We start from the raw sequence: 13,426 nt of genomic DNA on the forward strand, positions 1-13,426 counted from the left end.
AGCACCTACTACAGTTAAAACTATGGATTTATTTAAACAGACCTGCCTGAAGTGTAGCAAAGTAATTACAGAGGCATACAGCACTTCGTTTACCTTAGGTATCAAAACGCTGGACGCAAAATTCCATTTTCCGATCTATGCTATTTATGGTTTTGTGCGTTGTGCCGACGAGATTGTAGATACCTTCCATGAACATGACAAACAGGCGTTGTTGCAGGAGTTTAAAGAACAGACCTATAAAGCCATACAAACAGGCATAAGCCTGAACCCGGTGCTGCACGCGTTCCAGAGCGTGGTAAACGAGTATAAAATCGATTTAGTATACATAGAGGCCTTTCTGAAAAGCATGGAAATGGACCTGGACGAGCAGCAGTACGACCACCAGCTGTATGGCGATTATATTTATGGCTCAGCCGAAGTAGTAGGGTTGATGTGTTTGAAAGTTTTCTGCGAAGGCAATGATGAGCTTTTTGAAAAGCTGAAGAAACCAGCCTGCAGTTTGGGAGCCGCCTTTCAGAAAGTAAACTTTTTGCGCGACATGCAGAGCGATTACCTGGAGCGTGGTCGGGTTTATTTTCCTAAAGTAGAGTTTAAGCAGTTCGATAACATCAGCAAAGCTGAAATAGAAGCAGACATCTGCAAAGACTTTGAGGATGCATACAAAGGGATCATGCAGCTGCCCCGCTCAGCCAGGCTGGGCGTGTACCTGGCATACAAATACTACATGAAGCTATTCCGGAAGCTACAGGACCTACCTGCAACCCATATTCTAAGCAATCGCGTAAGAGTACCTGATAACACAAAGCTGGCCTTGCTTGTCAGTTCTTATGTAAGGTACCGGTTAAACGCGATCTGAATGAATAAATTTACTTTACTTTTCCTGTTTCTGCTTTGTGCTATTATGGCGCAAGGGCTTAATGTTACAAACTATAAACTGCCTGCGTTGCGTGCTGAGTACCTCGCTGCTAGTAAGGACGAAGATGCTGCCCGCGACTTTTATGCAAAAATGGAGAAGTACACTGGCAAAGAGGCAGTGGTGCTCGGTTATAAAGCGGCATCCGAGGCTGTAATGGCTAAATATGTCTGGAACCCTTACTCCAAATTAAAGCACCTGAATGCTGCTACAGACCTGTTTTCAAAAGCTGTAGCGCTGAATGAGCAGAATCCGGAGATCCGTTTTCTGCGCTTTGTAGTGGAATCGCATGTGCCGGCTTACCTGAAGAAGAGCAACAACCTGGAGGAGGATAAAGCGATTGTGATAGAAAGCCTGAAGGATTACAAAACTGCAGGATTGCAGCCATCGCTGGCGCGTATTATGCGCGATTTTTTAGTGGCTAAAGACCGCTGCACCCCCGAAGAAAAGGCAATGCTGCAGAATCTGAGAATATAATGACTAATGATTAGGTGTCAACCTGCCACCTATTCATAATTTTTAATTTTTAATTCATAATTAAAAAACCTGTGTACATCTATCTGTATCTGAACATTTTCACGATCCTGTTTCCATTGTTGCTGTCGTTCGACAGGAAAGTTTCGTTCTATAGAAACTGGCCTGCTCTGCTGCCGGCTATAGTTGTAAACGGCTTGTTCTTTATAGTTTGGGATTCGCTGTTCACAGAGAAAGGAGTGTGGGGATTTAACGATGAATGGCTGACAGGTATTTACATTGCTAACCTGCCATTAGAGGAAGTGCTGTTTTTTATAACGGTGCCTTATGCCTGCGTTTTTATTTACGATGTGCTGAACGCATATATCACCAAAGATCTGTTGCAGCCATATGCCAAAAGTATTGCCTTTATGCTGATTATGGTGTTGCCGGTTATAGCTGTTTTTAACATGGAGCGCTGGTACACTTCCGTTACATTTATGCTACTGGCTATCCTGCACCTGGTGCACCTGCGCTTTTTTGATACCCGCTATCTTGGACGGTTTTATCTGGCTTATTTAGTGCACCTGGTGCCGTTTTTACTGGTAAATGGTGTGCTCACTTATCTGCCTGTAGTATGGTATAACAACGACTACAACCTCGGGCTGCGCATCGTGTCTATACCAATAGAAGATAGCATGTATTCGATGCTGATGTTGCTGCTAACTATTTCAGTATATGAGGGGTTACGGCAACGGTTTAGTATAAAACAATATCAGCCCACAGTTGTATAACTTGTATATGCAGCGCCTGAACGTAACTATAGATGCCAACTCCGGATTTTGCTTTGGAGTAGTGTATGCCATCCAGATGGCAGAAGACATACTGGCGGAGCAGGGCTATCTGTATTGCCTCGGCGACATTGTGCATAACGATGTGGAAGTGGAGAGGCTGCAGCAGCGCGGCCTGCGCATTATAGATCATCAGCAGTTGCGTGAACTGCACCACGAAGCCGTACTGATACGTGCACACGGCGAACCTCCCGAGACTTACCAGGTTGCGATGCAGAATAACCTGACCCTGATCGATGCCAGCTGCCCGGTGGTGCTCAAGCTGCAGAACCGTATCAAATCATCTTACGACAAGAGCGAGCAGATTTATATTTATGGCAAGCACGGCCATGCAGAAGTACTCGGTTTGCTAGGACAGACAAGCAACAATGCCGTAGTTTTCGAGAACATGGAAGAACTGCTGCAACACGAGCTGCCACCAAAAATTACACTCTACAGCCAGACAACGAAAAGCACCGACAGTTTCTATAACATCAAAAATCAGTTAGAGGCCAAAGGATTTGAAGTAGATGCCAACGACACCATTTGCCGCCAAGTCTCGAACAGGGATAAAGAGCTACGTAGCTTTGCTGCTAAATTCGATAAAGTGATTTTTGTTTCAGGTACCAAATCGTCGAATGGCAGGGTGCTGTACGAGGTGTGTAAAAACACGAACCCGAATACCTATTTTATTTCCAAAGCTGAAGAACTGCAGCCGGAGTGGTTTGCTACAGGTGATACGGTCGGCATTTGCGGGGCAACCTCCACACCCATGTGGCTGATGGAACAGGTGCGTGATGAACTCGTGAAACTATAGTTTATAGTTGCTTCTGGTAAGATTCAGCTCCGGAATTAACAATACATATCACGATCGTAGTGCTACCTGATACGAAATACGTTAAAAGCAAAACCAACATGGCAATTGTGCGGAAAGACATACGCGGCATTCTGATTGCAGCAACTATAGTTGTCTGCTGGGCCGGCTTGTTGGCTTATCTCTTAACTTCCTATCCGGTAAACTATAGTTCTCCGTTTACTTACATGTTTATGCTGGTGCAAACGCACTTATACACAGGGTTATTTATAACTGCACACGATGCCATGCATGGCGTAGCTGCACCCGGCAGACCCAAGTTAAATAAAACGATAGGTACTGTTACTGCACTACTTTTTGCTTATAACTGGTATCCTCGACTGCTGCCGCGTCACCATCAGCACCATAAGTTTGTAGCCACCAGTCAGGATCCTGATTACCATCATGGTTCTTTCTGGCCCTGGTATTTCAGTTTCCTGAAACAATACATTACCTGGTGGCAACTGCTGCTGATGGCGTTAACGTTTAATGTGCTGCAACTTTTCTTCCCCACAGAAAATGTGATCCTGTTCTGGATGTTGCCAGCTATAGTTGCTACGTTCCAGCTTTTCTATTTTGGTACGTACCAACCTCACCGCGGCGAGCACACTGCTGATAATCCGCATAAGTCCACAACGCAGTCTAAAAACCATGTGTGGGCGTTTGTGAGCTGCTACTTTTTCGGGTATCACTACGAGCACCACGATAAGCCTTACCTGCCTTGGTGGCAGCTTTACAAAGCCAAACTATAGTTACGCGAATTTGTATTTTGTTTTTAAATTATTGCATGCAACAGTAGCTAAAGGGTGTGCGTAATAGGGTAGAACTTTCTCATAAATTCTACATCAATACACACTTCACCCTGTTACTGCATCCCTATGCGTTTATCTAAACTAACTATAGTTCTTTTGCTGTTGCTGTGCCTTTTTTCGGGCAGTAATAGTTTTGCCAATGGCTACGATCGCTTTCAGAACGGAGCCAATAAAGACCCCAATAACTTTAAAGCAGGCATTAGCTTTGTCTGGCTATCAGACTATGACAGCCAGGGCCTGATGTTCAGCAACAAGTTCGGGCATTACTTTGGAGAGCGTTTCTCGCTTGGCTTAAATGTAGGCATGCTGACAGCCTCCCGCTATGATGAAGGAAAGCAGATCTTCTCCATCAAGAACACCTTTTACATGGGTACCCTGGAAGCCGGTTTTGATGTGATCAGCAACGAAATGGTAACGCTGCGTCTGGGAGCAGGCGGCACAGCACGCCGTCGGAACGAAATTAACTCTGAGCCCGAAGACCAGGGAACTGTGGATGGCTCTGTGGTGCACATCAAAACATCGGACGTCGGCTTTAACGGCTTCTTGGAAAACGACTTCAGTTTTCTGCGCAGCGGTATAGTTGGCGGCCGTATCGATTACTTTTACTACTCCAGCGGCACGCCGGTCTTTGCAATAGGCCTGCATGTCGGCTTTAAGTTTTAGAACAAGACAAATAAAAAAGGGAGCTCCAGGGCTCCCTTTTTTATTTTATAGTTGGCTTACTGATGTGCGCCTTTTTTGCAGCAATCATCCAGCTTGTTATATGCGCGATCCTGAGCAGGTAATTCATCAGCATCATATCCTACCGCCGTTACGGCCTTTTTAATCTTGTTTGCATCCGTTTTACGGGCATCAAAAGTTACGGTCAGCATTTTGGAGTCAACATCCAAAGAAGATGACTTAACACCTTTTTCGTAGGCCATTGCCTTCTCCAGTGTAGTTTTGCACATGTCGCATACAGCCGAAGTTTTGATCTTGATGGTCTGCTGGTTGTTATTCTGCGCTTGTGTTGCAACGATACTTACCAGTGCAAGCACCATGGAGAGCAGGAGTACTTTTAACTTGTTCATGTTTTAGTTTGAGATTATAGTTAGGTTTAATTTATTCTGAATCTAAGGCCGGCATATATCACTCTGCCAGCAATCGGGCCCCATACCATGCTGGCATCAAAATCAGGGCCAAACGGGTTAGAGGCACCAACTATAGGCGACGGTTGCCTGTAATTTAGTAAATTCTCTACGCCGCTGTATAGTTCCCAACGTTTGAATGCACGCGATATTTGGCCGTTCACCACAAAAAATGCATCCGATTTTTCGGCTAGCTCCGCACTGTGGTGGGTGCCGGCATGCGCCAGCGGCATTATACCGAAATACTGGGTAGTAAGGTCAGCGCGCCATTTATCAAACGGTGTGGCAAAGCCCAGATTCACAAAAAAGCGGTGTTCCGGTATCATTGGTTTACGGCGCAGGTCGCCGTTGTAGGTTGCCTGCACATCGTAGTACTTGTAAGCTGCTTTTACATCAAAACCTTTCAGCACCTCGTACTGCAGTTCTGCCTGAAAGCTGCTTGCAAATGATCTGCCATCCAGGTTGTAAAATCTCACCTGGTTAGGAGTGGAGTACATATCGGCTACTACCTGGTTCCGGAATGTGGTATAGTAGTAGTCTGTGATAAAGGCGCCAGGTCTGCCGCCCAGTTCGAAATATTGGGTAAATGAGCCACCAATGTTCCAGGCTTCTTCTGGCTGCAGCTGTTCTGTAAACACAAAGTTGCGGGAGCTTACCAGGCTGGCAGTGTTCTCGGCAATCGGGTTGGCCACTCTAAAGCCTTTACCGGCGGCCAGTCTGAAGATGGTATTCTGGGTTGCATCGAACTTCACATTCAGGCGAGGGGAGAAAACAGTGCCGTACAGGTTATGAAAATCGGCGCGGCCACCAGCAACTATAGTTAAGTTGCTAAGATTGTTGTAGATGTACTCCAGGAAAGCGCCTGGTACATGTTCGGTGCGCTTAAATACTGCTCCTGCCAGTTCTTCCTCAACATCATCATAAGTATAGCTCAAGCCGGCTTTGTAAGTATGGCCTGTGTGCCCGATGATGGATTGGAAAATCAACCGGAGGTTTGCATTCTGTTGGCTGCCATCGTACTCCCGTCTGCCATATTTCGAGTCGAATTCATGATGGGATGCTGAACTGATTAACCCGATGCTCTGGTAAGGCTTGCCATCAAAAGTGTAGGATGTTTTATTGTAGCCTGAGATGCGCTCCGTCTCGGATGTGGTGCCATAGTATAGTTCAGATCCTTTCTCAAAATCCATTTGCCCGCCCAAGCGGTCTTCTCGTAGCGCGTTCACTCCAAACTCCGACACCCAGTTGCCGTTGCTGTATTTCCATTTGTTGTACACGTTGTACTGGCTGTTCAGCGGCAGATCCATAAAACCATCGTTGTTGCGGTCGGAGCGGTGGTGCAGTTGCGCGGTATGTAGCAGCAGGGCAGTAGACCACTGCTTGTTTACTTGCACCCCAATATTCACATTGGCATCGAACTTAGCCTGGCTGTTGCCATACAGGTTTACATACAGGCGCTCTGCTTTCTCCGGGTCTTTCAGTTTCACATTCACCTGTCCTGAAATCGACTCATAGCCATTCAGCACAGAACCCATACCTTTTATGATGTCAATCGACTCTATAAAAGTGCCCGATAAATAATTAAGCCTGAATGGAGTAGCCAGGCCCTGTAGCGCTGGCACGTTATCAGTGGTTAGCAGGGTGTAAGCGCCATCCAGCCCCAACATCTGTATCTGTTTGGCTCCGGAAACGGCATCGGTAGTGGAGACCTCTACAGAAGCATTCGTCTCAAAACTCTCCGCCAGGTTGCAGCATGCCGATTTTTCCAGGTCGCGGGTGGTGATGATCTGAGAATTGGTGGTGGTAAGTGCTGAGTAGCGTGTTTGTTGGCCTTCTACTACCACTTCCTTTAAATTGCTGTTAGGCTGCAGGGTAACTATAACCGACTGCTTGCCGGCCACATTTATTATTTGCTGCACATAGCCCACATAGCTCACTACAATCTCGGAGGTTAGGGAATCCGGGAAAGTAAGTGTGAAATTGCCATTCGCATTGGTTGTAGTGGCGTGTGTGGTGCCTTTCCAGGCTATGCTGGCACCGATAATGGGCTGGCCCGGGTTAGCAGCATCGGTAACCTGGCCTGTAAGCTGCTGCGCTGCCGCAGGAATAGCTGCAACTATAAACAGCAGCAAGGGCAGTAAATAAAAACTATAGTTTCTGAAATGGGATTTCATGGGAAATATAAACCTGAAAGTTTGAACACAAGGGAGCAACAGCTGCCGTCGGGGCAACTATTAAAGTGTAAAACCAGGTTTATACCTGCAGGCTGCGTTTCAGGAGCAATATGGTGCGCCCGCTTAGTGGTGGCGAACTATCGGAATAAGAGAGAACCTGTGCCGCTATAGTTGGGGCAGGAAGGTTGTATAGCGGTTGAGGAACTATAGGCGGAACTATAACATATAGTTTGTTCAGGAAATCCGCTTTTGCAGTTGAGATCAGGTCTAGCTTTTTGTAGGTAACTTCCAGCTTGCAGCAATCATCTTCCGTGCCGGAAGTTTCTGATTCAGAGCAGCAACCTTTTATTTCGGTGCTGGCGCTCTGCACCATTACCATCTGGCAGAGTTGCTGGCCCAGGGCAATGCCTACCGATCCCAGCGCTATAGTTAGCGCCAGCAGCAACAGTATGCCATGCCGGATTAGGTTGTTCATCAGCACAAAGATACGTAATCTCTGCCACTTTCTTCCACTTGCCCCACTTTCATCCACTTTTCATGTGGAAATCCGCTCCACTTTGCCTGTAAAACTCAGCTTTTTCGTAACTAATTGATAGTCATTGTGTTGACTACTGGTTGCCTCGTATTATAGTAGATTATATTCAAAAATTAAAATATAGTTATGCTCATTTGGAGTTGATAGGTATGTGGATAATGTGGATAAGTGGTGTGGATTACCATAATTTATCCACAAAGTGGTAAAAAGTGGGAGATTGTGGTTGTGGAGTATGCTTGAATCATTACATTTGTATACTCCGAGAACCACGCGGACGAAACCCTTATAAAAGACATGAACTTCCTGTCAGGCGAATTTGAATGCAAGATCGATCCGAAGGGAAGGTTGGTTTTACCTGCGAAGATAAAAGCCAACCTGCCGGAGGCGTCTGGCAATCATGTGGTGCTGATGCGTGGTTTTGAGCCTTGCCTGGTGTTGTATCCGAAGGCAGAATGGAAAGTGATCTACGATAAGGTAGCTGGCCTTAATGAGTTTAACGAGGAGTACCGTCACTTTCAGCGTAACTTTTTCCGTGGCAACACTGAGATTGAGCTGGATAGTGCTGGCCGTTTTATAGTTCCGAAAACAATGGCTCGCTTTGCCGACCTGGATAAGGAAGCTATAGTTGTAGGCCTGGGCAACCGTGTCGAGATCTGGAACCCGGAGAAGTATGACGAGTTCCTGATTAAGGATCAGCAGAATTTCTCGCAGCTGGCGCAGAAGTTCTTGGGAGATAAAGAAGAAAAGGAGCCGTTGCTGTAATGGAATACCATCGCCCAGTAATGTTAGAAGAATCGGTTGATGCGCTTGCGATAAAACCGGACGGTGTGTATGTGGATGTGACCTTTGGTGGTGGCGGACACTCCGCACTTATAGTTAGTAAGCTTACAACCGGTAAGCTGTATAGTTTCGATCAGGATAAGGATGCCGAAGAGCAAAGCAAGAAACTGGAGGGACCGAACTTTCAGTTTGTGCGTGCCAACTTCCGCGACCTGAAAAAGTACCTGCGCCTGTATGGTGTAAGGCAGGTCGATGGCATTCTGGCTGACCTGGGTGTTTCGTCGCATCAGTTTAACGAAGGTAGCCGTGGTTTTTCTACCCGCTTTGACGGTCCGCTGGATATGCGCATGAACTATGAGCATGGCGAGTCTGCGGCTGATGTGGTGGCAAACTATAGCGAAGAGCAGTTGCACCGCATTTTCGGAATCTATGGCGAAGTGAAAAACGCCAAAACGCTGGCCCGAACTATAGTTGAGCAGCGCTCGCGCAGGCCCATTGAAACGATAAACGATTTTAAGCAGGCAATACGCTCCTGTACGCCAAAAGGGAAAGAGAATAAGTACCTGGCCCAGGTTTTCCAGGCGCTCCGCATCGAAGTGAATGACGAGATGAAAGCCCTGGAAGAGATGCTGGTGCAGGCAGCCGAAGTGCTGAAGCCCGGTGGGCGGCTCTCGGTAATCTCTTACCACTCGCTGGAGGATAGGATGGTGAAGAATTTTATTGCGAAGGGTAAATTCTTCGGGGAGGTAGAGAAAGACCTTTTCGGAAACGAAATAAAACCATTAGATGCGGTAAGCCGCAAACCGATAGTGCCCTCAGAAGAGGAATTACTGATTAACAGTCGCTCTAGAAGCGCAAAGCTTAGAATAGCAGAGAAAAGAGAACTTGATGATTAAACCCCTGGCCTGAAAGGCTGCAAATTTGTAAAAGAGTAACTATGGCTTCTAACCTTATGACTAAGAGACCAAGCGCACCGAAAGCAAACACGGTGCGTCCGAAGCCAGAACAGGAGGCTCCAAAGCCAAAAAGACGTAAAGGTTTCAGTATCTTTGGGTTGCTGAGTAAATACACCAATGTTGATGCTCTTTTTGAAGAGGGCGTTCCGCTAAAATACCTTCCCCGCATTTTATTTCTTACGCTGCTGACGTTGTTCTACATTGGCAACAACCACTATGCTACCAAAACTATCCGCAAAATAGATAAGGTTAAGATAGAGACAGAAGACCTGCGTGCCGACTATACCACCTTGAAGTCGGATTACATGGGTGCCAGCAAGCAGTCGGAAGTGGCCCGTAATGTTGCGCCGCTTGGCCTGGAAGAAAGTTCAACTCCACCATATCAGGTTATAGTGCCGGCAGATGAATATTAAAAAGTCCATAGTGATACGTGTGCGGTTAGCCTATCTGGTTATCTGTGTTTTTGCGTGCGCTATTGTGTACAAGATCTGCATGATCCAATTTGTGGATGGAGAGAAATGGAAAGCTATTTCCAACGAGCGCCGCATCTTCTATAAGCCGGTATTTGCCACCCGCGGCAATATCTACTCTGATAATGAAAGCATTCTGGCGACCTCGCTGCCATTTTACCGCGTTGCCTTCGACCCAACTATAGCCGAAACCAAAGCTTTTAATTCCGGCATAGACTCGCTGGCTATGCTGCTTTCCCGTTTTTACGGAGACCGCTCAGAAGATTACTATCGACGTAAAATTAAAAATGCACGCCTGGCTGGGCGTCAATACATCCGTCTGAATAGCCGCCAGATCAACTATCAGGATAAAAAAAGGATGTCGGGCTGGCCGATCTTCCGGGAAGGTAAAAACAAAGGCGGGGTGATTTTTGAGAAAGTTGAGAAACGCTTTAAGCCATTTGGTTTGCTTGCTGAGCGAACCATTGGCTTTATAAACGAAGATAAGAACGGCGCCGGTCTGGAATATAGCTTCAACAACAACCTGTCTGGTACCGATGGCGAAGCACTTTTTGAGCGTATAGCGGGTGGTAGCAAACCTATTTACGACGGCACCGAGATAGAGCCGCAGAATGGCCTTGATATCAAAACAACTATAGATATCAACCTGCAGGACGTGGCCGAGAATGCCTTATACAAGGCACTTGAGAAAACAGATGCGGCCTATGGAACGGTGATTCTGATGGAAGTTAAGACCGGCGAGATAAAAGCAATGGCTAACCTCGGGAAAACCAAAGGCGGTTACATTGAAGACTATAACTATGCAGTTGGGGCGCAGGGCCGTACGGAGCCGGGTTCTACGTTTAAGCTGGCTTCGATGATGGCTTTGTTTGAGCAGTCGCCGGGAGTGAATTTAACGGATACCATCGACACCGGAAACGGCCGGTATAAGATCAAAAATACCTACATGACGGATGCCAAGCATGGCGGTTATGGCAAAATTACGGTGCAGGAAGTGTTCGAAAAATCTTCCAACATTGGTATTGCAAAGCTGATGGAAGCGCATTTCAGCAACAACCAGCAGGCCTTTGTGGATTACCTGGATAAGTTTGGTCTAGGCAATACACTTGGCTTTCAGATGGAAGGCGAGGCACGCCCGTTTATTAAGAGCCCGCAGGACAGAGCCTGGTACGGTACTACGCTTACCTCCATGTCAATTGGTTATGAGACAAAGCTTTCGCCTCTACAAACCCTGGCTTACTATAATGCAGTGGCCAACAATGGGAAAAAGATACAGCCGATCATTGTAAAGGAAATCCGCAAATCAGATAAAGTAATTCAAAGCTTTAAGACCCGCACGCTGGTAGAGAAGGTATGCTCCGATGAGACCCTGAAGAAAGTAAAAACTATGCTGGAAGGCGTGGTGGAGCATGGAACGGCCAGGAGTATCAGGAGTGCAGAATATAAAATAGCAGGTAAAACAGGTACGGCCCGTAAAGTAAAAGACGGGAAATATGTACGTGAATACTCCACATCATTTGCAGGCTACTTTCCGGCTGATAATCCGAAATACAGCTGCATCGTGATCATTGACAGTCCACAGGGTGTAAATGTGTATGGCTCGGATGTGGCAGCACCTGTATTTAAGGAACTGGCTGATAAAGCGTATGCCCGCGACCTGGAGATGCATAAGCCGCTGCACGCCCGCGTTACCCCGGAAAAATATACACTTCCACAGGTAACCGCCGGTAGCCTGGATGACCTCTCCACAATCTGCAACCGATTGGGTATAAGCAGCCATCCGAAAACCAACGACGAAGAGTGGGTAAAGGTAAAGACAAATGCCCGTTCACTGGATTTTGTGCCTAACCCGGTGATGGAAGGCAAAGTGCCTGATGTGACTGGTCTGACGTTGCGCGATGCCTTGTTCATACTGGGAAATCAGCAACTGAAGGTAAATGTGCAGGGGGTAGGCAAACGCGTACAAAAACAGTCTCTGGAGGCTGGTACGCAAATAAATAAAGTAAAACAGATAACGATTGTATTAAGCTAATGGCTTTGCTGCAGGATATATTACGAAATGTGCAGGTGCTAAACACCCAGGGGCCGCTTGATGTGCAGGTCGAGAGTATCACTTTTGACTCACGAAAAGTACAGGCTGGGGTGTTGTTTGTGGCTGTGCGTGGCGTGCAGGCCGATGGGCATGCATATATAGCCAGGGCCACCGAGGCAAATGCTGTTGCTATAGTTTGTGAAGAGCTTCCGGCTGAGATACAAGAGGGATTAACCTACGTTATAGTTAAAGACAGTGCTGAAGCGCTGGGGCAGATGGCCTCAACCTTTTATGGAAACCCATCGGCCAAATTACAGTTGGTTGGCGTGACGGGTACTAATGGTAAAACCACCTCTGTAACGCTTTTGCATAAGCTTTTCAGAGAACTGGGCTACCACGTTGGCCTGCTTTCTACAGTGCAGAACCAGATAGACGAGGAAGTTATTCCTGCGACACATACTACACCCGATGCGGTAACACTGAATGAGTTGCTTTCCAAGATGGTGCAGGCAGGCTGTACGCATTGCTTTATGGAAGTAAGCTCGCATGCCATGGTGCAGCAGCGTGTGGCCGGTTTAACCTTTGCGGGTGGTGTTTTTACCAACATTACCCACGACCACCTGGACTACCATGGCAGCTTCGATGAGTACATCAAGGCAAAGAAATCTTTCTTTGACATGTTGCCAAAAGGTGCTTTTGCATTGGTAAACGCTGATGATAAGCGTGGTGCTGTAATGGTGCAGAACACTAAAGCCAGTGTACATGAGTTCTCGCTTCGCAAAGCCACAGAGTTTAAGGCACGCATCATCGACAATACCATTCAGGGGCTGCATCTGGAGATTGATGGAAACGAGATCTGGTGCAAACTGATAGGAGACTTTAACGCTTATAACCTCCTAGGTGCTTATGGCGTGGCTGTGTTGCTGGGCGAAGATCCAACCGAGACACTAACAGTACTTTCTGCCCTCGATTCTGCTGCCGGCCGTTTTGATTATGTAGTGTCGGACACGCAGATAACCGGTATAGTTGACTATGCACATACCCCGGATGCGCTTGAAAATGTGCTTAACACCATTCAGCAGATCAGAACGCCACTGCAGAAAGTGATAACTATAGTTGGTTGTGGCGGAAACCGTGATGCAGCCAAGCGACCTGTTATGGCTGATATAGCTTGCCGCCTGAGCGATAAGGTAATTCTGACCTCAGACAATCCGCGCTTTGAGGAGCCACAAATGATACTGGCCGATATGCAGAAAGGAGTAAAGCCGCTGGACTATAAGAAAACGCTATCGGTGCTGGACAGGAAAGAAGCTATAAAAACAGCTTGTATGCTGGCAGAATCCAACGACATTGTGCTGGTAGCTGGCAAAGGCCACGAAACTTACCAGGAAATACAGGGAGTAAAATATCCTTTTGATGACAAGCAGGTGCTGCAGGAAACTTTTCAGCAACTGGGTAAATAAATCATATTAAAACTTTTAGCCAAGAGTA

Annotated in this window: 14 protein-coding genes; 11 read left to right on the top strand and 3 right to left on the bottom strand. The window is 46.8% G+C overall.

Annotation, left to right across the window (positions count from 1 at the left end):
• Positions 1-22 precede the first annotated feature (22 nt).
• The 6 genes from GXP69_RS06475 to GXP69_RS06500 all read left to right on the top strand — a co-directional run bounded on the left by GXP69_RS06475 (position 23) and on the right by GXP69_RS06500 (position 4,524).
• The gene (locus tag GXP69_RS06475; RefSeq protein WP_163913590.1) at positions 23-856 is read left to right on the top strand and encodes a phytoene/squalene synthase family protein; all 834 of its coding nucleotides are present in this window, start codon (positions 23-25) and stop codon (positions 854-856) included.
• A complete protein-coding gene (locus tag GXP69_RS06480) occupies positions 857-1,390 on the top strand; it encodes a hypothetical protein (protein ID WP_163913592.1) in 534 nt (177 codons plus the stop codon).
• Between the two features lie 71 nt (positions 1,391-1,461).
• The gene (locus GXP69_RS06485) at positions 1,462-2,160 is read left to right on the top strand and encodes a lycopene cyclase domain-containing protein (RefSeq protein ID WP_163913593.1); all 699 of its coding nucleotides are present in this window, start codon (positions 1,462-1,464) and stop codon (positions 2,158-2,160) included.
• Between the two features lie 7 nt (positions 2,161-2,167).
• A complete protein-coding gene (locus tag GXP69_RS06490; protein WP_163913595.1) occupies positions 2,168-3,013 on the top strand; it encodes a 4-hydroxy-3-methylbut-2-enyl diphosphate reductase in 846 nt (281 codons plus the stop codon).
• Between the two features lie 98 nt (positions 3,014-3,111).
• Positions 3,112-3,801 carry a fatty acid desaturase gene (locus GXP69_RS06495; protein ID WP_163913597.1) on the top strand — a complete coding sequence of 230 codons (690 nt, stop codon included), beginning with the start codon at positions 3,112-3,114 and terminating at the stop codon, positions 3,799-3,801.
• Positions 3,802-3,927: 126 nt separating this feature from the next.
• A complete protein-coding gene (locus tag GXP69_RS06500; protein ID WP_163913599.1) occupies positions 3,928-4,524 on the top strand; it encodes a hypothetical protein in 597 nt (198 codons plus the stop codon).
• A gap of 56 nt (positions 4,525-4,580) precedes the next feature.
• Here the strand turns inward: GXP69_RS06500 and GXP69_RS06505 are convergent, their stop codons facing one another.
• The 3 genes from GXP69_RS06505 to GXP69_RS06515 form a co-directional block, all read right to left on the bottom strand.
• Entirely contained in the window at positions 4,581-4,931 is a 351-nt protein-coding gene (locus tag GXP69_RS06505; protein WP_163913601.1) for a heavy-metal-associated domain-containing protein, read from the bottom strand.
• Between the two features lie 26 nt (positions 4,932-4,957).
• Positions 4,958-7,162, bottom strand: coding sequence for a TonB-dependent receptor plug domain-containing protein (locus GXP69_RS06510; RefSeq protein WP_163913603.1), 2,205 nt, complete (start codon positions 7,160-7,162; stop codon positions 4,958-4,960).
• A 79-nt stretch (positions 7,163-7,241) separates the two neighbouring features.
• The gene (locus tag GXP69_RS06515) at positions 7,242-7,637 is read right to left on the bottom strand and encodes a hypothetical protein (RefSeq protein WP_163913605.1); all 396 of its coding nucleotides are present in this window, start codon (positions 7,635-7,637) and stop codon (positions 7,242-7,244) included.
• A gap of 354 nt (positions 7,638-7,991) precedes the next feature.
• Between GXP69_RS06515 and mraZ the strand changes: the two genes are divergently transcribed.
• The 5 genes from mraZ to GXP69_RS06540 are packed head-to-tail and all read left to right on the top strand — an operon-like array spanning position 7,992 to position 13,398.
• A complete protein-coding gene (gene mraZ, locus GXP69_RS06520; protein ID WP_163913607.1) occupies positions 7,992-8,459 on the top strand; it encodes a division/cell wall cluster transcriptional repressor MraZ in 468 nt (155 codons plus the stop codon).
• Positions 8,459-9,373, top strand: coding sequence for a 16S rRNA (cytosine(1402)-N(4))-methyltransferase RsmH (rsmH, locus tag GXP69_RS06525; RefSeq protein ID WP_163913609.1), 915 nt, complete (start codon positions 8,459-8,461; stop codon positions 9,371-9,373). Before mraZ ends, rsmH begins: the two co-directional genes overlap by 1 nt.
• A 41-nt stretch (positions 9,374-9,414) precedes the next feature.
• A complete protein-coding gene (locus tag GXP69_RS06530; protein WP_163913611.1) occupies positions 9,415-9,846 on the top strand; it encodes an FtsL-like putative cell division protein in 432 nt (143 codons plus the stop codon).
• Positions 9,836-11,935: a penicillin-binding protein gene (locus GXP69_RS06535; protein WP_163913613.1), complete on the top strand. Its 2,100-nt coding sequence runs from the start codon at positions 9,836-9,838 to the stop codon at positions 11,933-11,935. The genes GXP69_RS06530 and GXP69_RS06535 overlap by 11 nt, the downstream gene beginning before the upstream one ends.
• Entirely contained in the window at positions 11,935-13,398 is a 1,464-nt protein-coding gene (locus tag GXP69_RS06540; RefSeq protein WP_163913615.1) for a UDP-N-acetylmuramoyl-L-alanyl-D-glutamate--2,6-diaminopimelate ligase, read from the top strand. Before GXP69_RS06535 ends, GXP69_RS06540 begins: the two co-directional genes overlap by 1 nt.
• Positions 13,399-13,426 lie beyond the last annotated feature (28 nt).

This window comes from Pontibacter burrus, from assembly GCF_010686685.1.
Taxonomy (GTDB): Bacteria; Bacteroidota; Bacteroidia; order Cytophagales; family Hymenobacteraceae; genus Pontibacter; species Pontibacter burrus.